Below are 21,957 nucleotides of genomic sequence, written 5' to 3' on the forward strand. Positions count from 1 at the left end.
ACGACCCCTTGGTTCGTAGCCAAGTACTCTATCCAACTGAGCTACAGCCGCACGCAGAAAAGAGATTATAGCAGGGCTTTAAAAAAAGGGAAGGCCCTGTCGTGATTTGTGTTGCGGCGAGGTTCGTGTACGCTGGTAGTCATGACTGAATCAGTACACGTACCGCAGTGATCCCATCATGAACAAGGCATTTGTCAAAGAATCGACCGACAACGACGACGACGATCTCGAAGCCGGTCTCCCGGAAGTTCCCACCGGCACGAAGAACTACATCACGCCCGCCGGCTATGAGCGCATGCGCAGCGAACTGCTGCACCTGATCGACGAGGAGCGGCCCGAAGTGGTCAAGCTCGTCTCATGGGCGGCCTCGAACGGCGACCGTTCCGAAAACGGCGACTACATCTACGGCAAGCGCCGGCTGCGCGAAATCGACCGCCGCATCCGCTTCCTCACGAAGCGACTGGATCTGGCCGAAGTCGTGGACAGCAGCCGGCAGGAGAGTGTGGACCAGGTATTCTTCGGCGCGACCGTCGAGTACGGCACCGGGGACGGCGAGGCGCATTCGATCACGATTGTCGGCATCGACGAGGTCGATCTCGACCTCGGCCACGTGAGCTGGGTTTCACCCATCGCGCGGGCGCTTCTGAAGGCGAAGATCGGCGATCAGGTCACGCTGCACACGCCGGCGGGGCCGGAGCCGATCGACGTCCTGGACGTGCGCTATCCGCCGCCGCGAGGCTGAGCGTATCGGTTGCCGCAGAAATAAAAAAAGGCACCCGAGAGTGCCTTTTTCAGCTGCAGTGCTGGCCGAGACGGCCAGCAGCGTGCTGCTTAGAAGCGGTGACGCATACCGACCGTCACAGCAACCTGGTCCTGACGGGTCGAAGCCGAACCCAGACCGTTCAGGTACGCGCCGATACCGTCCTGGTTCGACGACACGTGCTGCCAGTCGCCTTGCAGGTAGACGTCGGTGCGCTTCGACAGTGCGTAGTCCGACTGCAGTGCGACCGTGTTGTAGTTCGGGTTCACGCCGCCGCCGAAGTTCGCACGGGTGTACGTGTACGCGCCAGCCAGGCTCAGGGCCGGGGTCAGAGCGTAACGGATGTTGCCTTCAAAGTTCTGGAAGCGTGCGCTGTTACCGCCCAGCGAGATGCCCTTGCTCGTACCCGACTGCGCCGGCGAAATGTTGATCGCGTTGCCCAGTTGGGTTTGCGTGTAGACGAAGCCAGCCGTTGCCGGGCCGAACGTGTAGTTCACGCCGCCGCCGAACGTGCTTTGGCGGCCTGCGCCGAACGTGTAGTCGCCCGCTTGCGCGCCCGAGAACGAAGACGAGTTGAACTGCTGGTTGTTGATGTTGTTGTTTGCGTGCAGGTAAGCAGCTGCAACGTTCAGGCCGGCGTAGTTATACGTCGCGCCGAAGCTGTACGCACGGTTGTTCGCGAATTCGGTGCTGTTCGAGAACGAGTACGTGCCGCCGAACTTGAAGCCAGCGTAGTTGACGCTCGAGTACTTGATCGTGTTGTTGAAACGGACCGAGTTGTTCAGATTGTCGTTGTCATACGGGTGGGCAGCGATCGTGCCACCGTATTGCGTCCCGGTGTTCGACAGCGGTGCAAGGTAGTCGACCACGGAGTCGTACTGGCGACCGAGGGTGACCGCGCCGAACTGGTCGCTTGCCAGACCGACGAACGCCTGGCGGCCGAACATGCGGCTCGACTGGCCAAGCGTACCGTTCTGGATGTTGAAGCCGTTTTCCAACGTGAAGATGGCCTTCAGACCGCCACCGAGGTCTTCAGCGCCACGCAGGCCCCAACGGCTGCCGTTGACGGTGCCGCTCGATGCCTTCCAGAGGCTGTGGCCGCCGGAGTTGTTTGCGTAGGTGATGCCTGCGTCGATCAGGCCGTACAGCGTAACGCTGCTTTGCGCGTGTGCAGCCGTTGCAAAAACGCCCGTCAGGGCGGCGACCATGAGAGTCTTTTTCATCTTTGTAACTCCGAGAACAGAGGTGGGTTTCGTTGAACCCTGTTTGGGAAACCGACCATGCGAAGCGCAGCGAGAGGCAAAGTTCGCGTGGTACGAATTAATCAGTCCGAGACAATCAGTCCGAGACGGTTTCCAGACAGGCAGAGTGTAGAGAGGGTGCTCGAAGAGGGGGTATTCCGAATTCCGCAATAAAGTATTGCGATATCGGAAATGATTATCTCGCTCGTCTTAAGCCCTGCTGGTAAAGGCTTTGAGCGGATTTCTCGGGAGAGGGATGAAACTGTCAACCGATCGAGCGTTGTGCGATCGCTACAACAATCGGTTGCTGAAAACGGCCTAAAACGATTTCAACTGATTATTGCGCGCAGCGTAACAGATGATTGCGCGCCGTATACTTAATCGTGAGACCTGGCTCCGGCTATACTTCCATCGCTGCTTTCCGAAGCAGACTTTTTCGTTGACGAAAAAGATCTCCAAACCTTTGTCGGCGCGGCCTTTTCAGCCGCGCTTTTTTTTGCCTGTCTTCAGCCACGCGCGCTACGCGTACCTTATCGGGTGCCCGCGTGCGGCGGTTCCGGCTGCAGGCTCCAGTCTTCCATTACGTAGTGCCTGGCGTCCATAGGGGAACACAGCAGGTTGTGCCAGTGGTCCCCGTGCCATGCGCCGTAGGTTTCGGCTTCTTCAGCCGTTGGCGCAATCCCGTCCGTTTGTACGAGCCAGTGAATCCATCGCTGCAGAGCTGTCAGCATGATGACCTCCGATGCCGCTAACAATATGAATCATGAATTGAATGTATTACTCGAACAACCGGGAGAAACACTTACGTTTGACACGAATTGTTACATTTCGGGAAAACTTCCCGGTAGAAATGACGTGAGCGAGATAATCGGGTAAAAACGACGTACTTTTATATATTCATTCGGATGGCATACGATTTTCTTGCCGCTTTTTGATGCGTACCGCTTTTATCGCTGAATCGGGAATGCTGTTATAAAAAATTCGCTTGACTGGCGATTGTCGTTCCCCGTATAACGGCAAGGCTGATTTTCGTTCTGCTGCATTTCAAACCTGGAATTCGCGAAGCGGGACGGCGGGAATTGGCTGGATACGGCGTGAGGGTTATTACCCGCGTCATTAAAATCTCGAGGGAAACTGAAACATGGAAACCGGTATCGTCAAATGGTTCAATGATGCGAAGGGCTTTGGCTTCATCACGTCTGACGCGGGCGGCGACGATCTGTTCGCGCACTTCTCGGAAATCCGCGCCGACGGCTTCAAGTCGTTGAAGGAGAACCAGCGTGTGTCGTTCGACGTCAAGGTCGGTCCGAAGGGCAAGCAGGCCGCGAACATTCAGCCGCTGTAAGTACAGCGTGCGAGCGCTCGCTACGCGTACGCTCATGCGACACCAGGCCCCGGGCAAACCCGGGGTTTTTTATTTTGACATATTGATATTTAGTCAAATCTACTTGTCATGCTTTTAGTCGCGGAATTAATCGGGAAAACCCTGGAATCCGGGATTTTTCTGATTCGGGTTTTCACTAAAAGGCAAAAGTCGTAGTTGCACTGCCGGAACCGTCGGCGCGTGGCGTCCAAACGGTGCATACTTGGGCCGTTTTCCATTTCCCCTGTCGTTTTCCCATGTTTGAATCCTCCTCGAGCGCCGCACAGCCCGCCGGCGATCTTCCCATCGTCTTCGTGGACCTCGAGACGACCGGCGGTTCGCCAGGCGAGCACCGCATTACCGAAGTTGGCGTTGTAGAGGTGGCCCAAGGACAGGTAACACGATGGAGCACCCTCGTCGATCCCGGTCAGCCTATCCCGCCCTTTATCCAGCAGCTCACCGGTATTACGGACCAGATGGTGCGCGGCGCGCCGCGCTTCGCCGAGATTGCCGCGGAACTCCACGAGCGACTCGCCGGCAAGCTCTTTGTGGCGCACAACGCGGCCTTCGATCGCGGCTTTCTGCGCGCAGAGTTCGAGCGTGCCGGTTATTCCTTCAACCCCGATGTGCTGTGCACCGTGCGCCTTTCGCGGGCGCTTTTTCCGGGTGAGAAGCGCCACGGGCTCGACGCGCTGGTCGAACGCCACGCGCTCGTGCCGTCCGATCGACATCGCGCGCTCGCCGACGCCGATCTCCTCTGGCAATTCTGGCAGCGGCTACCCGTGCTAGTGCCCGGGGAAGCGCTGGCGTCGCAGATCGAGCGTACGACGCGCCGCCACGTACTCGCCGGCGACATCACCGACGAACTCATCGACACGGCGCCGGCAGGCCACGGCGTGTATGCGTTCTACGGCGAGAGCGACGTCCCGCTCTATGTGGGGCGCAGCGTGCGGGTGCGCCAGCGTGTGCGTGCGCATCTTTCGGGTGAGCGGCGCTCGTCGCGCGAACAACGGATGGCGCAGCAGGTCCGTCGCGTGGAGTGGCGAGCGACAGGCGGCGAGCTTGGCGCGCTCCTTGTCGAGGCGCAATGGATCGCCACGCTCAAGCCCTCGTTCAATCGCATGCCGCGTGTGTCGAAGCGCGACCCTGCCGACCTTGGGGCGGCGCCCTGGCCATTCGGCGGCGCAGTGGTCGTGCTCGAGCAGGACTCGACGAATGGCGCCGACGTTTATCACCTGATCGATCGCTGGTGCTATATGGGCGCCTTTCCCACCACTACCGAGGCTGAGGCGCTGGTGGACCACAGCGCCGAGCGGGTATTCGAGCTCTCGACCTGGCGCATCCTGCAGACGCACTTCGAACGCGGCCTTCGCGTGCAGGTGCTGCAGCCCTCCGAGGCCGACGGCCTCACGAGCGCGGCATAGCAGCGCTTAGGCGGTTCCGCCCACGCCGCCCGATTCGCACACGTGTTCCAGCGCCTGATTCATCGCATTCGTGCGCGCGGAGTCGTATCGTGTGAGCTCTTTCCAGTTCGCCACCGTCCTTGCGACGCGCGCCGGGCAATCCGGTGCGCTGCGCAGCGGCTGCACGCGTGCGAGCGCGCCGATCAATTGTCCGGTGAGTCTGTCGAGTTGCGGCCGTGTCGCCGTAGCGAGATCGGGTGCCGGGTCGCTGGGCGCCTGGGAGGCACGCCACGTGTCGAATAGCGACTTCTGCATTTGCGTGCTGGCATCGATCTGATCGCGGAAGAATGCACGCGCAAACGCGGGATCGACGCCGGCTGCCGTGGCGCGCTTCTGCACGTCGGCGAGCAGGGCGTCTTCGCGGGGCGTATCGGTGATCGGCTTGTGATGCTGCCATTTCCAGTGCGCGACCGGTTCGGCGAGCGCCAGCCGCTGGGAAACGAGCGCGACGAGGTTGGTCAGGGCGGTGTCGTCACCGTCGGCGTGGACGGATGCGATCGGCAGGGCGAAGAGCAGCGCTGCAGCGCAACGCGCGCTCGCACGGGTCAGCAATGTCATCGAGTGGAAGAGAGACGCCGGCAATAAAAACAGAAGCATAGCCGGTTATGGCGCGCTTGCGTCTAACGGCGCTGAGGTCGAATCTTCGAGATGGTCGCATCGAGGCGCGCCCGCGATCCAGCGCGCCGGGTGCAAGCTGCTATTGCGCAAAACTGCGCGCAGCACGACACGCGCGTCCCCGAGCTACGCGTGTCTTTAGTCACACGAACGTCTACCGCGTGCTCGCGAGCGCGTACGTGTGCATTTCCCCGTCACTTCTGTTCGTGTGCCTTGCGTTGCTCATCGAGAAATGCGCGCACGTGAGCGGGCAATTCATCGCCGAGAAACTCAACGGCCACCGGTTCCGGATCCGGGCTGAAGACTTGGTCCGGGGTCGGAACCCTTGGCGGTTTGGCGTCCATGATCTTTCTCCTATGTAAGCCGATTATCCGGCTCGCTACTTCTGCTGCGCTAGTCCCGCTTACGGTAACAGTGCTTTTCTCGCACGCGTGTTGCTTCTTCGCACAGCGATACAAATGATTAACGGCGCGGGAATATAATTGTTGAGATGTCCTTCATACTGTCGCATGCTGCGTGAATCGCGCACGTCCCACCGCACGTCCCACGTTTCTCCCAACACTCCCGCGCAGCATCTGCTGCACTCGCACAACGCCACGAGCGCACTTCCCCCGGGTCTGAGCACGGCGCGGGTCCTGCCGCCTTGCCGCGTTCGTATTGCGCGACGCCGCAAGGGCGGGCCGGTCCCTCGGGGCTTGGCTGGCACATACCGTTTATGTACAACGGTCGATTATGCTTAGCCGTTGACGTCGAAACGTTAATAAGAATTAAAACTATGTAAGCGACCGTTTCTATCCAATTGGGCGATTAATACTTTGTTGCGCGTCATTTGGCCGCGATTAATGACCGAACGTGCGTAAATGGCCGCGCATTGGGGCGCGCCCTCTTGATGCACTCCGATAATTCGTTACGTTTGGGCCTCCGGCGGCGCCGGCACGCGCTGCACGTGAGCATGGTTCGCGGGCGTCGCGCGCACGTCCACCTGACCGTGAATACGTGACTGGTGGACGTCCGCGAACATGTAGTACGGGAACGGGTGTGCGGGCTCGGAGGCCGCATCGAGACGCGCGACCAGTTCGGGCGCGAGCGTGAAGTCGAGCGCGCCAAGCGACTCTTCGAGTTGCTCCGACCTGGTCGCGCCCACGATGATGCTCGCCACGCCGCGCTTCTGATACAGCCAGTTCAACGCGACCTGCGCCATGGGCCGGTTGGCCTCGTGCGCGACCCGCTCGAGCTCGGCGACGATCGCGAAGTTGCGCGCCGAGAGCTTGTCGAAGCCGGGCGGCGGCTTGGCGCCCATCGTCTGCAAGCGGCCCGCACCGCTCACGCCTTCGCTTGCCTGCGACGGCCGATATTTTCCCGACAGCACGCCCATGCCGAGCGGACTCCAGGGCACGAGCCCCATGCCGAGTTGCGTCGCGAGATCGGCGAATTCGTGTTCCGCGTTGCGCTCGATCAGGGAGTATTCGAGCTGCATGGCGGCTACCGGCTCGAAGCCGCGCCAGTCGGCCAGCGTCTGCGCGCGGCCCGCGTACCAGGCGGGCACGTCGGAGAGGCCCACGTAGCGGATCTTGCCGGCGCGCACGGCGTCGTCCATGGCGCGCATCACTTCGTCGACGGGCGTCATACGGTCCCACGTATGCAGGTAATAGAGATCGATGTAGTCGGTGCCGAGGCGTTTGAGCGAGCCGTCGAGCGCACGCAGCAGGTTCTTGCGATGGTTGCCGCCGGCGTTCGGATTGCCCGCTTGCGCGTTGTATGAATACTTGGTGGCGATGACGAGTCGCTCACGCAGACCGCGTGCCGCCGCGAAGCGCCCGACCCAGGTTTCGCTCGTGCCTTCTGTATAGAGATCGGCGGTATCGATGAAATTGCCGCCTGCGTCGACATAGAGGTCGAAGAGTCGCTGTGCGGCGGCTTCGTCGGCGCCCCAGCCCCATTCGGTGCCGAACGTCATCGTGCCGAGGGCGATGGGGCTGACGCGTAGGCCCGAGCGGCCGAGCAGGGTATAGCTGTCGAGTTTCATGGCGGTTTCCTCAAAGAGTGATTGGCGAACGCGAACTCATCTTGCGCTATTCCTTTTTGTGGAAAAATCGGGTTCACCTGAAAGCACTGTGAAGTCAGGCTTCACAATGGAGACGAGATGAGCCCGGTTTCCACTCCGGCGTTAGCGCCGCCCGTCACCTCGGGACTGGCGGGACGCCTGCCTGCACTGCTGGCGGTGGCTGCTGTCGCGCGCCACGGCAGCTTCACGCGTGCGGCGTCCGCCGCGGGCTTCTCGACGTCGGCGCTATCGCAAACCGTGCGTGCGCTCGAAGCGCAACTCGGCGTGAGGCTCTTCAATCGCACGACGCGCCGGGTCGCGCTGACCGAGGCCGGCGCGCAGTTTCTCGCGCGCGTCCAGCCCGCGCTCTCACAGATCGAGGCGGCGTTCGAGGCGCTCGACGCCTCGCGCGACGCGCCGGCCGGCACGCTGCGCATCAACCTGCCGCGCGTGGCGAGCGAGCTGCTCGTCATGCCGCACCTCGCGGAATTCATGACGCGTTATCCGCAGATCAAGCTCGAACTCGCGCTCGACGATGGTTTTGCCGATCTGGTCGGCGACGGCTTCGATGCAGGCATTCGCCTGGGCGAATCGGTTGCGCCGGGCATGGTGGCGGTGCCGATCGGCGGGCCGGTTCGCATCGTCGTGGTGGGCTCGCCCGCATACTTCGAACGCCACGGCCGGCCGGTCACCCCCGACGACCTGGCCGCGCATGATTGCCTGCACTATCGCTTCGCGACGGGTGGGGTCTACCGATGGGAGTTCGCGCAGCCGGGCGACCCAGGGCGCGTGTTCGAAGTGGTCACCGAGGGCCGCTTCGTGACGAACGATCTGCGTACCATGGTGCGCGCCTCGGAGCAGGGCGTGGGTCTTCTGCACGTGATCGAGGATTACGTGCGCGCGCCGCTGGAGGAAGGCCGGCTCGTGCCGGTGCTCGAGCCGTGGGGCGCATCGTTTCCGGGGTTCTATTTGTATACGGTCGGACGTGCGCAGTTGCCGCCCAAGCTGCGTGCGTTCATCGACTTTCTGCGCGAGAAGCGTGAGGGCGCTTAAGCTCAGGTAGCGCGACTTGGGGGGCGATGGGAGGATGGGATGGCAGAGGCGGGCGAGGCCGCTGCGTGCACGCCGACGCCACAAAGCAAAAAGCCCAGTCGAAGACTGGGCTTTTTGCTTGAATCCTGGTGCCGGAAAGAGGAATCGAACCCCCGACCTTCGCATTACGAATGCGCTGCTCTACCGTCTGAGCTATTCCGGCGCGCATCAGAGAAGAAAGATTATAGGAAGTCTCCGCGAACTATGCAAGCCCTTCCCTCCTCTTTTTTCATTTTTTCGCTTCGTGGTGGTAGCGCGTGACGCGCTCGACCTCGCTCTTCGAGCCGAGGAACACGGCAACGCGCTCATGCAGGCTCTTCGGCTGGATGTCGAGAATGCGCTCTTCGCCGTTGGTCGCCATGCCGCCCGCCTGTTCGACGATGAACGACATCGGGTTCGCTTCGTACATCAGGCGCAGCTTGCCGGGCTTGGACGGATCGCGCTTGTCGGCCGGGTACATGAAGATGCCGCCGCGGTTCAGAATGCGGTGCACGTCCGCGACCATCGAGGCAATCCAGCGCATGTTGAAGTTCTCGCCGCGCGCGCCGTCCTTGCCGGCGTTCAGCTCGCCGATGTACTTCTGCACCGGCTCATACCAGTGGCGTGCGTTCGACGCATTGATCGCGTATTCGCGCGTCTCTTCCGGAATGCGCATGTTGCTCTGCGTGAGCACCCACGAGCCCAGTTCACGGTCGAGCGTGAAGCAGTTCACGCCGTGGCCGGTCGTGAGCACGAGCACCGTTTGCGGGCCGTACACGGCGTAGCCTGCGGCGACCTGCTTCGTGCCGGGCTGCAGGAACGATTCCTCGGTTGCCTGCTGGCCGTCCGGGCAGCGCAGCACCGAGAAGATCGTGCCGATCGACACGTTCACGTCGATGTTCGACGAGCCGTCGAGCGGATCGAACACGAGCAGGTATTCGCCCTTCGGATAGTTGGCCGGAATCGGGAAGAACGTTTCCATTTCCTCCGAGGCCATCGCGGCGAGGTTGCCGCCCCATTCGTTGGCGTCGAGCAGGATTTCGTTCGAGAGGATGTCGAGGTTCTTCTGCACTTCGCCCTGGACGTTCTCGCTGCCGGCCGTGCCGAGGGCGTCACCGAGCGCGCCCTTGCTGACGTTGAAGCTGATCGCCTTGCACGCGCGCGCGACGACTTCGATCAGAAGACGCAGGTCGGCGGGCAGATTGCTGTGCTGGCGCTGCTGCTCGATCAGGTACTTGGTGAGGGTGGTGCGACGTTGCAAAGCCATTGCAGTACTCCGGATACGCTTAGGGATGTCGCAATTCTACCCGCTCGACTGTGACCGCCCGCCGCACAGCCACGCAAAATAAAGCGCCGGGGCGCCGCTGGGCTTGCTGGAGCGGCTTTTCGCGCGGCGACGGGTCGCTTCACCCCGCCAAAAATAATCGTGAAAAAATGCGCAAAAAAACCGGCGCGAAGGCCGGTTCGTGTATCGCCGCGCGGCGCTGCCCGGCCGCCGCGCGTTGTTCGCCCAATCGCTATGTTTCGTCTGATCAAGCCAGCGCTTTTTCGACGATCTCGCGTACATCGCGCGATTTGGCTTCGGCGGCGACGCGCTCCAGCGCCGCTCGCATCGCGTCACGCAGTGCGGGCGTGAAGCGGCGCCACAGTTCGAGATTGCGGGCGAGGCGCGCCGCGACCTGCGGATTGAGCGCGTCGAGCGCGATCACCTGGTCGGCCCAGAACGCGTAGCCCGATCCGTCGGCGGCATGGAACTGCGCGGGGTTCGCCGCGCAGAAGCTGAAGATCAGCGAGCGTGCGCGGTTCGGGTTCTTGATGTTGAACGCCGGGTGGCCCATCAGCGCGCGCACCGTTTCGATGGTCGGGCGTTGCGCAGTGCCCCGTTGCGTGGCTTGCAGCGCGAACCACTTGTCGATCACGAGCGGTTCCTTCTCGAAGCGCACGTAGAAGTCTTCGAGCGCGCGGCGCGCGACGTCGCCGCCCGTGGCCGCCTGCACGTTCAACAGCGCGGAAAGCGCCGCCGAACGGTCGGTCATGTTGTTCGCGGCGTCGTACTGCGCCGTGGCGAGCCGTACCGCTTGCGCGGAGTCGTCGAGTTCCGGGAGATACGAGAGCGCGAGGTTCTTCAACCCGCGGTGCCCGGCCGCCTCGGGCGTCGGCTCGTACGCGCCAGGCGTGACATTGCGCTCATAGGCCGCGAGCCATTCGCCTTGCAGCACCGTTGCCAGTTGCTTGCGCACGAACTGGCGCGCGGCATGCACGGCGGCCGGATCGGATTCGGTCATCTGCTCGGCGAGATACGTTTCCGAAGGCAGCATGAGCGCAAGCTCGCGGAACGACGGCGAGAGCGATTCGTCGGTCAGCACGCGGCGGAAGGCATCGACGAGCGCGTCGTTGATGTCGAGCGGCTGGCCCGCGGCGGCGCGCCCGGCGAGCGCGAGCAGTTCGCGCGTGGCGAGGCGCTGGCCCGCTTCCCAACGGTTGAACGCATCGCTGTCGTGCGCGAGCAGGAACGCGAGTTCGTCGTTGCCGTAGTCGTAGTCGACGATGACCGGCGCCGAGAAGTTGCGCAGCAGCGAGGGCAGGGGCTTGGCCATCACATCGGCGAACGTGAAGGTCTGCTGTGTGTCGGTCAACTCCAGCACGCGCGTCGTGCCGTGCGCGGCGGCTTCGCCTTCGAGGCGCAGCGGCAGGTCCGCGCCGTCCGGGCCGATCAGGCCGATCGCAAACGGAATGTGCAGCGGGCCCCTCTGCGTTTCGCGCGCGGCGGGCGAACCGTTGGCGTAGCCCTGCGTGAGCGTCACGCTGTAGCAGCGCGTGCCTTCGTCATAGCTCGTGCTCACACTCACGCGCGGCGTGCCCGCCTGGCTGTACCAGCGCTCGAACTGCGCGAGGTCGCGGCCATTGGCGTCGGCCATGGCGTGGCGGAAGTCGTCGCAGGTCACGGCCTGGCCGTCGTGGCGCTGGAAGTACAGGTCCATGCCTTTGCGGAAGCCATCGCGGCCGAGCAGCGTTTGATACATCCGCACGACTTCCGCGCCTTTTTCGTAGACGGTCATCGTGTAGAAGTTGTTGATCTCGACGTAGCTCTCGGGGCGCACTGGATGCGCCATCGGGCCTGCGTCTTCGGCGAACTGCATCTGGCGCAGCACGCGCACGTCTTCGATGCGTTTGGTCGCGCGCGCCGCTTCGTTCTCGTCGCCGCCCGACATCGCCGCCGAGAACTCCTGGTCGCGGAACACCGTGAGGCCTTCCTTCAGGCTCAGCTGGAACCAGTCGCGGCAGGTCACGCGGTTGCCGGTCCAGTTGTGAAAGTACTCGTGGCCGACCACGGCCTCGATGTTGGCGAAATCGACATCGGTGGCCGTTTCCGGATTCGCGAGCACGTACTTCGTGTTGAAGATGTTGAGCCCCTTGTTCTCCATCGCGCCCATGTTGAAGTCGCTCACGGCGACGATCATGAAGCGGTCGAGATCGAGCTCGAGGCCAAAGCGCTGCTCGTCCCAGTGGATCGAGTGGACGAGCGAGTCCATGGCGTGGCGCGTCTTGTCGAGATCGTGCGGCTCGACCCAGACCTGCAGCAGCTTTTCCTTGCCCGAGCCGCTCTGGATGCGCTCTTCCAGCGCCACGAGCTTGCCCGCCACGAGCGCGAACAGATAGCTCGGTTTGCGGAACGGGTCTTCCCATTTCGCATAGTGACGGCCGTCGGGCAGCTCGCCTTCGGCGATCAGGTTGCCGTTCGAGAGCAGCACCGGGTAGGCGGTCTTGTCTGCGCGCAGCGTCACCGTGTAGGTCGCCATCACGTCGGGCCGGTCGAGGAACCAGGTGATGCGGCGAAAGCCTTCGGCTTCGCATTGCGTGAAGAAGTTGCCGCTCGACACGTACAGGCCCGAGAGCGTGGTGTTGGCGGCGGGCGCGCACGCGCCGGTGAGCGTGAGCTCGAAAGTTTCGGGCACGTTCTCGATCGTGAGCCCGTGTTCGTGTGCGCGCACATTCGCGTACGGCTTGCCGTCGATCGCCGCGCCGATGAATTCGAGTTGCTCGCCCATGAGTTCGAGATGCGCGGTGGGCTGCGCATCGGGATTGCGACGCACGCGCAACGTGCTCTTGACGATCGTGCGCTCGGGCACGAGGTCGAATTCGAGGTCGACGGTATCGATCAGAAACGCGGGCGGCGCGTAGTCTTCGCGGCGGATCACGGTGGGCGTGGCGGTATCGGACATGGTCTGGATAGGGGCGGGTCGGATCGGGGGGGATCGCTCGGTGTTGATCGAATGGGCCGGCCGCGGCGGCGTGTGCGCCCGCGGGCGCTGCCTGCCGTCGCGGGAGCGCGGCGGATCGCCCCATTGTACAAAGGCTCGGGCCGCTTTGTCCGTCGGGGCACGGCCGCCGAACTTTCGCGCCGGGCCGCGAGTCAGTATGATCAGGCCCTGCCGCGCGGCTGGCGGAGCGCAAAACAAGACACGACCGGCGCGCAATGCGCACGGAGCGGATACGGAATAAGCGCGGCGCAACGATCGTATCGGAGAGAGCGGCCCCCACGACTGCACTTTTCCAACTGAAGCAACACTGCTATGAGAAGACCATGATGCACGACAGATGGACCCGCCGCGCCCTCCTGATGCTGGCGGCGCTCGCTCTCACGCTCTCCGGCTGCACGACGTACGTGACGAGCCAGGTGACCGCCTTCTCCGCATGGGACGGCGGCAGCGACGCCACGCGCACCTTCGCGTTCAAACGCAGCCCCGAGCAGAACCAGAGCATCGAGCAGAGCACCTACGAGCAGTTCGTGGCCAACGGGCTCGCCATGCACGCGTTCCGCCTCGTGCCCGAGCCGCAGGCGCGCTATCTGGTGGGCCTCGCCTACGGCAGCCGCACCGACACGGTGACGGTCGCGCAGCCCGTGTTCTACAACCCCTGGCCGGGCCCGTACTGGGGGCCGTGGAACCCGTGGGGCGCGTGGGGACCGTATCAGCCCGCCTACGTCAACCAGAGCTATCCCGTGTATTCGCATGCGCTAGGCATTCGCATCACGGAAAAGGCGAGCGGCAAGGAGGTCTATAACGTGCAGGCGCGCACCTCGGGCGACGATCCCTCGCTCGTGCGCGTGATGCCTTTTCTCGTGCAGAGCGCGCTGGGGAATTTCCCGCTGGCCAATGGCACGGTCACGGAGGTCAAGATCCCGGTCGGCAAGAACGGCGGCGCTCCGAACGAGACAGCCGCGGCCCCGGCGGGTGCGGGGCAGGGCGGGGCGGCCGCGACGGGGAACGCGCCGGCGAAATAGGCACGTATCGTCGTGCCCGCCCAGTAAGCGACGCGCCGGGCCTCGTATCCGGCGCCCAGGCGCGGATTGCAGTCTGACGCTTTTTCCTGTAACCCGCGCCGGGCGGGGCCTTCAGCGCCGCGCGCCGTCGCGGCTGTGCACGCGCTTGCCTGCCGCGTAGGTCTCGAACACGGCGCGGTCGTCGCCGAGCAGGGCGAGCGCGAACAGCAACTCCTCGAGCGATTCGGCGCGCGCCGTGCGCCGCGCGAGCAGCGGCGTGGCCTGCGCATCGAGCACGACGAAGTCCGCTTCGCTGCCGGGCGCGAGCGTGCCGATCTTGTCGGCGAGATCGAGCGCCTGCGCCGCGCCCGCGGTCGCGAGCCAGAACATGCGCGTGGCCGTGAGGTGGTGGCCGCCCATGCGCGCGACCTTGTGCGCCTCGTTCATGGTTTGCAGCATGGAGAACGAGGTGCCGCCGCCCACGTCGGTGGCGAGCGTGACGGGCATCGACGATTCGCCCGCCTTGTCGAAGTCGAACAGACCGCTGCCGAGGAACAGGTTCGAGGTCGGGCAGTGCGCGGCGACGGTACCCGTATGCGCCATGCGGCGGCGGTCTTCATCGTCGAGCCAGATGCAGTGGCCATACACGGCCCGCTTGCGCAGGAGTCCGTAGTGATCGTACACGTCGAGGTAGCTGCGATGGCCCGGGAACAGTTCCTTGACCCACTTCACCTCGTCCGGGTTTTCGGCCACGTGGCTCTGGATGAAGATATCGCCATGCGCCTTCGCGAGCGCGCCGCACGCTTCGAGCTGCGCTTCGGTCGAAGTGGGCGCGAAGCGCGGCGTAAGCGCATACATCTGGCGCCCGCGGTTGTGCCAGCGCCCGATCAGCTCGGCGCTGTCGTCGTAGCCCGTTTGCGGCGTGTCGCGCAGGAACTCGGGGCAATGGCGGTCCATCAGCACCTTGCCCGCGACCATGCGCAGGTTCTTCGCTTCGCTCGCGGTAAAGAGCGCGTCGGCGGACTGCTTGTGGACGGTGCAGTACACGAGCGCCGTAGTCGTGCCGCAGGCGAGCAGCTCGTCGACGAAAAAGCGCGCCGTGTCCTGCGCCACCGCTTCGTTTTCGAAGCCGCGCTCGGTCGGGAACGTGTATGTGTTCAGCCACGGCAGCAGACCCGGCGCGGGCGAGGCGATCATGTCCGTCTGCGGGTAGTGGATGTGCGTGTCGATGAAGCCCGGCACGATCAGCTTGTCGCGCAGATTGTGGACCGTCGCGTTTTCATCGACGCGCGACTTGAGCGCGGACCACGCGCCCGAGGCGACCACGTGGCCGTCTTCGACGATCACGACGCCGTCCTCGTCAAAGACAGCGGCGTCGGACGATTGCGCAGGGTCGCCTGTGAACGTCAACAGTTTCGCGCGGTAAGCCGTTTGAGTCATGGGAACTTCGTCTCCGAAAAAATCAGGTATTCGTCCAATGCATGCCCCGCATGACGCGTGCCGCTCCTGAAAACGTGTCGACCAGAGTTGGCGCTTCAGCGCTTACTCTGGTCCCATGCCAGAAGGGCACGCGCGAGGGCCCACGGTCCGGCGCTCGCGCGCTGGACCGGATTCGTGTGACAGCCCGGGCTGGGGCTTGCTGTGCGGACGAGTCCGCTTTTCAGTTTGCGCCTGAGTCGACGCTTAAGCCGTTGCGCGACGCCAGTTCGCGTCGAGCTTCGCGATCAGCGCGGCGCGCTCTTCGGGCGTGACGAACGACGCCTCGAAGCCGTTGCGCAGGATCGTGTACACCTCGTCGTCGTCGAGCTCGAGCGCTTCGATGATGGCGCGGTAGTTCTCGTTGACGTAGCCGCCGAAGTAGGCGGGATCGTCGGAATTGACAGTCACCGCGACGCCCTTGTCGAGCAGGGCCTTGAGCGTGTGCTGCGTCATGTCGTCGAACACGCACAGCTTGGTGTTCGAGAGCGGGCACACCGTGAGCGCCACGCGCGTGTCGGCCAGACGCGTGACGAGCGCCGCGTCTTCGATGCTGCGCACGCCGTGATCGACGCGGTCGACCTTGAGCAGGTCGAGCGCTTCGTAAATATAGGAGGGCGGCCCTTCCTCGCCTGCGTGCGCGACGAGCTTCAGCCCCAACGCCCGCGCCTTCTCGAACACGCGCTCGAATTTCGAAGGCGGATGACCGCGCTCCGACGAGTCGAGGCCCACGCCGATCAGGCGCGCATAGCGCTCGAACAGCGGGCGCGCGGCTTCAAAGGTGGCGAGCGCATCGGCTTCGCTCAGGTGGCGCAGGAAGCACAGGATCAGCTTGCTCGTGAGGCCGCGCTTTTCGGCGTCGCCAAGCGCACGGTCGATGCCCGCGACCACGGTTTCGATCGGCACGCCGCGTTCGGTGTGCGTTTGCGGATCGAAGAAAATTTCGGTGTGCACGACGTTGTCGGCGAGCGCGCGCTCGCAGTACGCCATCGTCATGTCGTAGAAGTCCTGCTCCGAGAGCAGCACGCTCGCGCCCGCGTAGTAGATGTCGAGGAACGACTGCAGGTCGGTGAACGCGTAGGCGGCGCGCAGCGCGTCGATCGAGTCGTAGGCGAGCTTCACGTTGTTGCGCTGCGCGAGCGCGAAGATCAGCTCGGGTTCGAGCGAGCCTTCGATATGGATGTGCAGCTCGGCCTTCGGCGCATTGGCGGCCTTTTCGACGAGCGCCTTTGCGTTGGCGGCGGTGTTGGCGGTGGTCGTGATCGTCATGTTAGGTTCGATTCGCTGATGGGTTCTTCAGTGTTTGACATCACGCGGAATGGGTGGCGGGGGCATGCGCCGCGCTCGCCCGCTTCGCCGCTTCGATCGCCTGCAGCAGTTGCGCGGCGGCCGACACGGCGATGACTTCGGGCGACTTGTCGACGATACCGTCCACGCCGAGCGGGCAGTGCATGCGCGCGATCTGCATGGGATCGATGCCGCGCGCGGCGAGCCGGTGCTCGAACTGCTTGCGCTTCGTGTGCGAGCCGATCATGCCGAAGAACACGAAGTCGCCGCGGCGCAGGATGCGCTCGGCGAGATCGAGGTCGCGCGAATGATCGTGCGTCATCACGATGAAGCTCGTGCCGGGCGGGGCCGTGTCGACGGCTTCGTCGGGCGCGTCGTTGGCGTCGATCGCCACGTTGGGCGCGTTCAGCAGCGCGAACGCCTCGGGCGTCGGAAACGCCGCGTCGCGCTCATCGACCCACAGCACGCGGCAGGGCAGCGTGCCGAGCACACGCACGAGGGCCGCGCCCACATGGCCCGCGCCGAACAGCACGACGGGAAAGTCGTTCGGCGCGATGGTTTCGGTCAGGAGCAGCGCGCCGCCCGTTTCCCAAAGCAGGCAGTCGGGCGCTTCCACGCCCGGTTCCGGCTCGGACAGCATGGCCGGATCGGCCGCGGTGCCTTCGCCCTCCGGGCTCCCGTTCCGCGAGGAGCGAAATGATACGCTACGCACGGTCGACGCGCCTGCCGCGAGGCGGCGCGCGAGCGTGGCGAGCCAGCCGAGGTCGGCCACGTCGAGGCGCTCGAACGCGAGCACCACGGCGCCGCCGCAGCACTGGCCGAGGCTCGGCCCGAGCGCGAGACGCTCGAGGCGTCGCGCGTGCGGCGTGCGCATGCCGTCGCGCAGCACCTGGCGCGCGATTTCGATGGCCTTCCATTCGAGGTGGCCGCCGCCGATGGTGTGGCGGGCCGCTTCGCGCGTGACGATCATCTTCGTGCCGGCCTCGCGCGGCGCCGATCCCTCGACGCGCGCAACGGTGACCAGCACGGCGGCGTCGCCGTGCGCGAGCAGTTGCTGCAGATCGGAAAGCCAGGTTTGCATCTGGCGCTTCTCCCTACGGGGCGGCACGTTCTTGCCTGTGCCGCCGGTTAATCTTCGTGGCCTCGCGCGGGCGGCGCTTCGCGGTGGGAGTGTGCGAAGCGCTGGCCGGTTCGCGCGGTCAGTTCATTTTGCGGTGGTTTTCCCGCAGCGCGTCCAACGCATCGAGAATCGCTTCAGGCGTCGCGGGCGCACGCAGCGGCGCGGCCTCGCGCGCCTCGGGCACCGCCGCGCCCACGGCCTCGCGAATCGCGAGAAATACCGAGAATGGCAGCAGCAGGGGCGGTTCGCCTACGGCCTTCGAGCGGAACACCGTCGGTTCCACGTTGTCGTTGCCGCCGCTGCGATAGAGCCTCACGTCGAATGCCTCTGGCGTGTCGCTCACCGCTGGAATCTTGTAGGTGGACGGGGCATGCGTCATGAGCCGCCCGTCGCGGTTCCACCAAAGCTCCTCGGTGGTGAGCCAGCCCATGCCCTGGATGAAGCCGCCTTCCACCTGGCCTAGATCGATGGCCGGATTGATCGACTGGCCCGCGTCGTGCAGCACGTCGGCGCGTACGAGCTTCCATTCGCCCGTGAGCGTATCGACGACCACTTCGGACACCGCTGCGCCATAGGCGAAGTAATAGAACGGATGGCCGGTCAGCGTACGTGCATCCCAATGCACTTTGGGCGTGGCGTAGAAGCCATCGGACCACAGTTGCACACGCTTCATGTAGGCGAGTTCGACGAATTCGCCAAACGCAATCGCCTTACCGTTCGCTCGCACCTGGACATCTTCGAACGCGACGTCTTCGGGCGAGCCGCCGTATTGCGCCGCCGCGAAGGCCGCGAGGCGCGTGCGGATCGTGAGCGCGGCGTCTTCGGCGGCCTTGCCGTTGAGATCGCTGCCCGTGGAGGCGGCCGTCGCCGACGTATTGGCGACCTTCGAGGTATCGGCGGCGCTCACGCGCACGCGTGCGAGCGGCAAGCCGAGCGTGCCCGCCACGACCTGCGCGACCTTGGTGTTGAGCCCCTGGCCCATTTCCGTGCCGCCGTGGTTCACGAGCACCGAGCCGTCGCGGTACACATGCACGAGCGCGCCCGCCTGGTTCAGATGCGGCACGTTGAACGAGATGCCGAACTTGACGGGTGTAAGCGCGATGCCGCGCTTGAGCACGGGGCTCGTGCGGTTGTACGCGGCGATGGCCGCGCGGCGCTCGTGATAGCGGCTCGACGCGAGCAGTTCGTCGGTCAGCGGCGCGAGCACGTTGTCCTCCACGCGCTGGCCGTACGGCGTGACATCACGCTCGCCGATGCCGTAATAGTTCGCGCGCCGCACATCGAGCGGATCGCGGCCCAGTGCGCGCGCGATCTCGTCGAGCATCACCTCCATCACGAGCGCGCCTTGCGGGCCGCCGAAGCCGCGAAACGCAGTGTTCGACTGCGTGTTCGTCTTGCAGCAGAGCGCGACGATTTCGACATCCGAAAGAAAGTAGGCGTTGTCGAAGTGGCATACCGCGCGCGTGGCGACCGCGCCCGAAAGATCGGCCGAATAGCCCGCGCGCAGCGCGATCTCGACGCGCGCGCCGAGCAGCCGTCCTTCGTCGTCGTAGCCCGCCTCGTACGTGTAGAGCGCGTCGTGGCGCTTGCCCGTGATCATGAAGTCGTCGTCGCGATCCGCGCGCAGTTTCACGGGCCGCTGCAGCTTGTGCGCCGCGAGCGCGGCGACGCACGCGAACAGCGCCGACTGCGATTCCTTGCCGCCGAAGCCGCCGCCCATGCGCCGGCATTCGCAACTCACGCGATGCGCGGGCCAGCCGAGCAGATGCGCGACGACCTGCTGCATTTCGCTCGGGTGCTGTGTCGAGCTGTAGACGAGCATGCCTGTCTGCTCCTGCGGGAGCGCATAGGCCACCTGGCCTTCGAGATAGAACTGCTCCTGGCCGCCCACGGCAAACGTGCCCGCGAGGCGATGCGGCGCCGCGGCGAGCGCGGCATCGGGTGCGCCGCGCACGAGACGCAGCGGCGGCAGCACGTAATGCTGGCGCGTGCGCGCCTCTTCGATGCTGAGAACGGGTTCGAGCGGCGCGTAGCGCACGACGTCTTCGCTGGCGGCGAGCGCTGCAGCGCGGCGTGCGAGCTCGTGGCTCGTGGCGATCACCGCGAACACGGGCTGTCCGAGATATTGGACGGTGTCGCTCGCGAGCACGGGATCGTCGTGCACGACCGGGCCGCAGTCGTTCTCGCCGGGGATGTCGGCGGCAGTGAGCACCGCAAGCACGCCCGGCGACGAGCGCACACGGTCGAGATCCAGCGCGACGATGCGTGCGTGCGCATGGCGCGCGAGGCCGAGCGCCGCGTGCACGGTGCCGTGCAGTTCGGGGATGTCGTCGGTGTAGCGCGCCTCGCCGCTCACGTGCGCATCGGCGGATTCGTGCGGCAGCGGTGCGCCGAGCGCGCGCTCGTGGGCGTGCTCTTCGCCTTGCTGCGGGCGCATGACGAGCGCTTCGGCCTGATCGTTCATGGCGTGACTCCCGCGGCTGCAGTGCCCTGGTCATCGTCGTCGCCTTCGGCGAAAGCGAACGCGTTGACGTCGCAAAGCGCGAGCGGGGCCTCGTCGCGCGTTTCGAGCCAGCAGCGCCACAGCAGATTGCGCGCGACCTTCAGGCGATAGGCACCGCTCGCGCGCATGTCAGTGAGGGGCTGATAGTCGGTGGCGAGCGCATCCATCGCGCGCTGCGCACTGGTTTCGTCCCAGCGTGCGCCGGTTAGCGCGGCTTCGGCAAGCGCGGCGCGCTGCGGGATCGCGGCCATGCCGCCGTAGGCGATACGTGCGCTCGCGAGTGTGCCGTCCTCGCGCACGTCGAGTGCGAACGCGGCGCACACCGCCGAGATATCCTGGTCGTAGCGCTTCGAGACCTTGTAGGTGCGAAAGCGCAGTGTCGGCGCGGGGCGCGGCACGCGGACCGCTTCGACGAATTCGCCCGCTTCGAGCGCGTTCTGCTGGTAGCCCGTGTAGAAGGCCGCGAGCGGCAGCGTGCGCACGTGCGCCGCGCGGCGCAGCACGAGCGTGGCATCGAGCGCGAGCAGCGCGGGCATGGAGTCGCCGATCGGCGAGCCGTTCGCGACGTTGCCGCCGAGCGTGCCCGCATTGCGAATCGGCAGCGAGGCGAAGCGCGCCCACAGTTCCGCGAGTTCGGGGTAATCGATGGCGAGCGCGGCGTAGGCAGCTTCGAGCGAGACGGCCGCGCCGATCGTGAGCGTCTGCGCGTCGCGCGAAACGCTCGCCAGTTCCGCGACGTTGCCGGTGTAGATGAGGTCGCCCAAGTCGCGGAACTGCTTCGTGACCCACAGGCCGATATCGGTGCTGCCCGCGAGCACCCGCGCGTCAGGATGCGCGGCACGCAGCGCCGCGAAGTCGGCGAGCGTGCGCGGCGCGTAGAACGTGCTTTCACCGTGCGCGGCGCCTCGCACGTCGGGGCCGCGATATTCGAAGGTGCCGGTGCGCTGCAGCGCGCGCAGCTGCGCTTCGACGCGAGCGCGATCGAGCGCCACGCGTGCATGGCAGGTCTCGTCGAACATGCGCAGCGACGCTTCGATGATCGGCCGGTAGCCGGTGCAGCGGCAGAGGTTGCCCGAGAGCGCCTCGTTGATCTCCTCGCGGGTCGGCAGGCCCGCACCGATGGGCTGGTTCTCGTAAAGCGCCCACATGGACATGACGAAGCCCGGCGTGCAGAAGCCGCACTGCGAGCCGTGGCAATCGACCATCGCCTGCTGGACCGGGTGCAGTGCGCCGTCCGGCTGGCGCAGGTCTTCGACGGTATAGAGCGCGCGGCCGTCGAGGGTCGGCAGGAACTGGATGCAGGCGTTGACGGACTTGAGCGCGAGATGACCTTCGCTGTCGAGATCACCCACGACGACCGTGCACGCGCCGCAGTCGCCCTCCGCGCAGCCTTCCTTGGTGCCGCAGGCATGCAGATCCTCGCGCAGATGCTGAAGCACCGTGCGCGTGGGAGGCAGGTCGCGCACTTCGTGCACGGCGCCTCGGTGGAGGAAGCGGATGGTTTGCGTTGTCATGGTGAACCCGGGGACATTGCGGATCAGGCGCGCGTTACGAGAGGGGCGCGCCAACACCGGCCTCGCGCACGTAGATCGCCATCCAGTTCCGAAGATAGCACCGCTTGCCGCAGGAAAGTATTTCCCCCGCAAGATGGGGGTTATGTGACTTGGGTCATGACGCCGTCACAGCGCGCACGGCGGCGCAACGCCGCTGCGCGCGGCAATCGCGCCCGGATGGCCGGGGAAGGTGCGCAA

17 protein-coding genes and 1 tRNA gene are annotated in these 21,957 nt (G+C 64.9%); 5 read left to right on the top strand and 13 right to left on the bottom strand.

The features are described from left to right. Positions 1 to 178 precede the first annotated feature (178 nt). On the top strand, positions 179 to 742 hold the full coding sequence (gene greB / locus ACOJB8_RS10265) for a transcription elongation factor GreB (protein ID WP_368728486.1): 564 nt from the start codon (positions 179 to 181) through the stop codon (positions 740 to 742). A gap of 89 nt (positions 743 to 831) precedes the next feature. Here the strand turns inward: greB and ACOJB8_RS10270 are convergent, their stop codons facing one another. After that, complete coding sequence (locus ACOJB8_RS10270; RefSeq protein WP_069262673.1) at positions 832 to 1,983, bottom strand: porin; 1,152 nt, start codon at positions 1,981 to 1,983, stop codon at positions 832 to 834. Positions 1,984 to 2,531: 548 nt separating this feature from the next. Then, entirely contained in the window at positions 2,532 to 2,732 is a 201-nt protein-coding gene (locus ACOJB8_RS10275) for a hypothetical protein (RefSeq protein WP_083245145.1), read from the bottom strand. Positions 2,733 to 3,142: 410 nt separating this feature from the next. Here ACOJB8_RS10275 and ACOJB8_RS10280 point away from each other — a divergent pair, with 410 nt between their 5' ends. Together ACOJB8_RS10280 and ACOJB8_RS10285 are read left to right on the top strand one after the other, a co-directional pair. Continuing rightward, positions 3,143 to 3,346, top strand: a complete 204-nt coding sequence (locus tag ACOJB8_RS10280) for a cold-shock protein (protein ID WP_028205165.1) — start codon at positions 3,143 to 3,145, stop codon at positions 3,344 to 3,346. Between the two features lie 275 nt (positions 3,347 to 3,621). Next, positions 3,622 to 4,788, top strand: coding sequence for an exonuclease domain-containing protein (locus ACOJB8_RS10285; protein ID WP_475012422.1), 1,167 nt, complete (start codon positions 3,622 to 3,624; stop codon positions 4,786 to 4,788). A gap of 6 nt (positions 4,789 to 4,794) precedes the next feature. On the opposite strand, the gene ACOJB8_RS10290 is transcribed toward ACOJB8_RS10285, so the two are convergent. The 3 genes from ACOJB8_RS10290 to ACOJB8_RS10300 form a co-directional block, all read right to left on the bottom strand. Then, the gene (locus tag ACOJB8_RS10290; RefSeq protein WP_069262671.1) at positions 4,795 to 5,385 is read right to left on the bottom strand and encodes a chorismate mutase; all 591 of its coding nucleotides are present in this window, start codon (positions 5,383 to 5,385) and stop codon (positions 4,795 to 4,797) included. A gap of 251 nt (positions 5,386 to 5,636) precedes the next feature. Continuing rightward, entirely contained in the window at positions 5,637 to 5,786 is a 150-nt protein-coding gene (locus ACOJB8_RS10295; RefSeq protein ID WP_176732842.1) for a hypothetical protein, read from the bottom strand. A 563-nt stretch (positions 5,787 to 6,349) separates the two neighbouring features. Continuing rightward, on the bottom strand, positions 6,350 to 7,468 hold the full coding sequence (locus tag ACOJB8_RS10300; protein ID WP_368603984.1) for an aldo/keto reductase: 1,119 nt from the start codon (positions 7,466 to 7,468) through the stop codon (positions 6,350 to 6,352). A 117-nt stretch (positions 7,469 to 7,585) separates the two neighbouring features. Between ACOJB8_RS10300 and ACOJB8_RS10305 the strand changes: the two genes are divergently transcribed. Continuing rightward, on the top strand, positions 7,586 to 8,539 hold the full coding sequence (locus tag ACOJB8_RS10305) for a LysR family transcriptional regulator (protein ID WP_368603983.1): 954 nt from the start codon (positions 7,586 to 7,588) through the stop codon (positions 8,537 to 8,539). Positions 8,540 to 8,665: 126 nt separating this feature from the next. On the opposite strand, the gene ACOJB8_RS10310 is transcribed toward ACOJB8_RS10305, so the two are convergent. The 3 genes from ACOJB8_RS10310 to pepN form a co-directional block, all read right to left on the bottom strand. Beyond that, positions 8,666 to 8,741: transfer RNA gene (locus tag ACOJB8_RS10310), tRNA-Thr, on the bottom strand. Between the two features lie 66 nt (positions 8,742 to 8,807). Continuing rightward, entirely contained in the window at positions 8,808 to 9,824 is a 1,017-nt protein-coding gene (locus ACOJB8_RS10315; RefSeq protein ID WP_368603982.1) for a class 1 fructose-bisphosphatase, read from the bottom strand. A 265-nt stretch (positions 9,825 to 10,089) separates the two neighbouring features. Next, complete coding sequence (gene pepN, locus ACOJB8_RS10320; protein ID WP_368728484.1) at positions 10,090 to 12,780, bottom strand: aminopeptidase N; 2,691 nt, start codon at positions 12,778 to 12,780, stop codon at positions 10,090 to 10,092. A gap of 362 nt (positions 12,781 to 13,142) precedes the next feature. Here pepN and ACOJB8_RS10325 point away from each other — a divergent pair, with 362 nt between their 5' ends. Next, positions 13,143 to 13,841 carry a DUF4136 domain-containing protein gene (locus ACOJB8_RS10325; RefSeq protein WP_321929933.1) on the top strand — a complete coding sequence of 233 codons (699 nt, stop codon included), beginning with the start codon at positions 13,143 to 13,145 and terminating at the stop codon, positions 13,839 to 13,841. 111 nt (positions 13,842 to 13,952) lie between these two features. On the opposite strand, the gene guaD is transcribed toward ACOJB8_RS10325, so the two are convergent. From guaD to xdhA, 5 genes are all read right to left on the bottom strand, one after another. Next, on the bottom strand, positions 13,953 to 15,260 hold the full coding sequence (guaD, locus tag ACOJB8_RS10330) for a guanine deaminase (protein WP_069262664.1): 1,308 nt from the start codon (positions 15,258 to 15,260) through the stop codon (positions 13,953 to 13,955). Positions 15,261 to 15,503: 243 nt separating this feature from the next. Then, positions 15,504 to 16,565: an adenosine deaminase gene (locus ACOJB8_RS10335; RefSeq protein WP_083245121.1), complete on the bottom strand. Its 1,062-nt coding sequence runs from the start codon at positions 16,563 to 16,565 to the stop codon at positions 15,504 to 15,506. A 40-nt stretch (positions 16,566 to 16,605) separates the two neighbouring features. Continuing rightward, entirely contained in the window at positions 16,606 to 17,664 is a 1,059-nt protein-coding gene (gene xdhC / locus ACOJB8_RS10340; protein WP_069262663.1) for a xanthine dehydrogenase accessory protein XdhC, read from the bottom strand. A 118-nt stretch (positions 17,665 to 17,782) separates the two neighbouring features. Further along, the gene (xdhB, locus tag ACOJB8_RS10345; protein WP_475012652.1) at positions 17,783 to 20,140 is read right to left on the bottom strand and encodes a xanthine dehydrogenase molybdopterin binding subunit; all 2,358 of its coding nucleotides are present in this window, start codon (positions 20,138 to 20,140) and stop codon (positions 17,783 to 17,785) included. Between the two features lie 23 nt (positions 20,141 to 20,163). Continuing rightward, positions 20,164 to 21,720, bottom strand: coding sequence for a xanthine dehydrogenase small subunit (xdhA, locus tag ACOJB8_RS10350; protein WP_475012428.1), 1,557 nt, complete (start codon positions 21,718 to 21,720; stop codon positions 20,164 to 20,166). Between the last annotated feature and the right edge of the window lie 237 nt (positions 21,721 to 21,957).

This window comes from Paraburkholderia sp. BR10141 (assembly GCF_056155635.1).

Excerpts from the sequence above, each read along its gene's own strand:
- greB (WP_368728486.1), top strand. The coding sequence starts at position 179 with ATGAACAAGGCATTTGTCAAAGAATCGACCGACAACGACGACGACGAT.
- ACOJB8_RS10270 (WP_069262673.1), bottom strand. The coding sequence starts at position 1,983 with ATGAAAAAGACTCTCATGGTCGCCGCCCTGACGGGCGTTTTTGCAACG.
- ACOJB8_RS10275 (WP_083245145.1), bottom strand. The coding sequence starts at position 2,732 with ATGCTGACAGCTCTGCAGCGATGGATTCACTGGCTCGTACAAACGGAC.
- ACOJB8_RS10280 (WP_028205165.1), top strand. The coding sequence starts at position 3,143 with ATGGAAACCGGTATCGTCAAATGGTTCAATGATGCGAAGGGCTTTGGC.
- ACOJB8_RS10285 (WP_475012422.1), top strand. The coding sequence starts at position 3,622 with ATGTTTGAATCCTCCTCGAGCGCCGCACAGCCCGCCGGCGATCTTCCC.
- ACOJB8_RS10290 (WP_069262671.1), bottom strand. The coding sequence starts at position 5,385 with ATGACATTGCTGACCCGTGCGAGCGCGCGTTGCGCTGCAGCGCTGCTC.
- ACOJB8_RS10295 (WP_176732842.1), bottom strand. The coding sequence starts at position 5,786 with ATGGACGCCAAACCGCCAAGGGTTCCGACCCCGGACCAAGTCTTCAGC.
- ACOJB8_RS10300 (WP_368603984.1), bottom strand. The coding sequence starts at position 7,468 with ATGAAACTCGACAGCTATACCCTGCTCGGCCGCTCGGGCCTACGCGTC.
- ACOJB8_RS10305 (WP_368603983.1), top strand. The coding sequence starts at position 7,586 with ATGAGCCCGGTTTCCACTCCGGCGTTAGCGCCGCCCGTCACCTCGGGA.
- ACOJB8_RS10315 (WP_368603982.1), bottom strand. The coding sequence starts at position 9,824 with ATGGCTTTGCAACGTCGCACCACCCTCACCAAGTACCTGATCGAGCAG.
- pepN (WP_368728484.1), bottom strand. The coding sequence starts at position 12,780 with ATGTCCGATACCGCCACGCCCACCGTGATCCGCCGCGAAGACTACGCG.
- ACOJB8_RS10325 (WP_321929933.1), top strand. The coding sequence starts at position 13,143 with ATGATGCACGACAGATGGACCCGCCGCGCCCTCCTGATGCTGGCGGCG.
- guaD (WP_069262664.1), bottom strand. The coding sequence starts at position 15,260 with ATGACTCAAACGGCTTACCGCGCGAAACTGTTGACGTTCACAGGCGAC.
- ACOJB8_RS10335 (WP_083245121.1), bottom strand. The coding sequence starts at position 16,565 with ATGACGATCACGACCACCGCCAACACCGCCGCCAACGCAAAGGCGCTC.
- xdhC (WP_069262663.1), bottom strand. The coding sequence starts at position 17,664 with ATGCAAACCTGGCTTTCCGATCTGCAGCAACTGCTCGCGCACGGCGAC.
- xdhB (WP_475012652.1), bottom strand. The coding sequence starts at position 20,140 with ATGCGCCCGCAGCAAGGCGAAGAGCACGCCCACGAGCGCGCGCTCGGC.
- xdhA (WP_475012428.1), bottom strand. The coding sequence starts at position 21,720 with ATGACAACGCAAACCATCCGCTTCCTCCACCGAGGCGCCGTGCACGAA.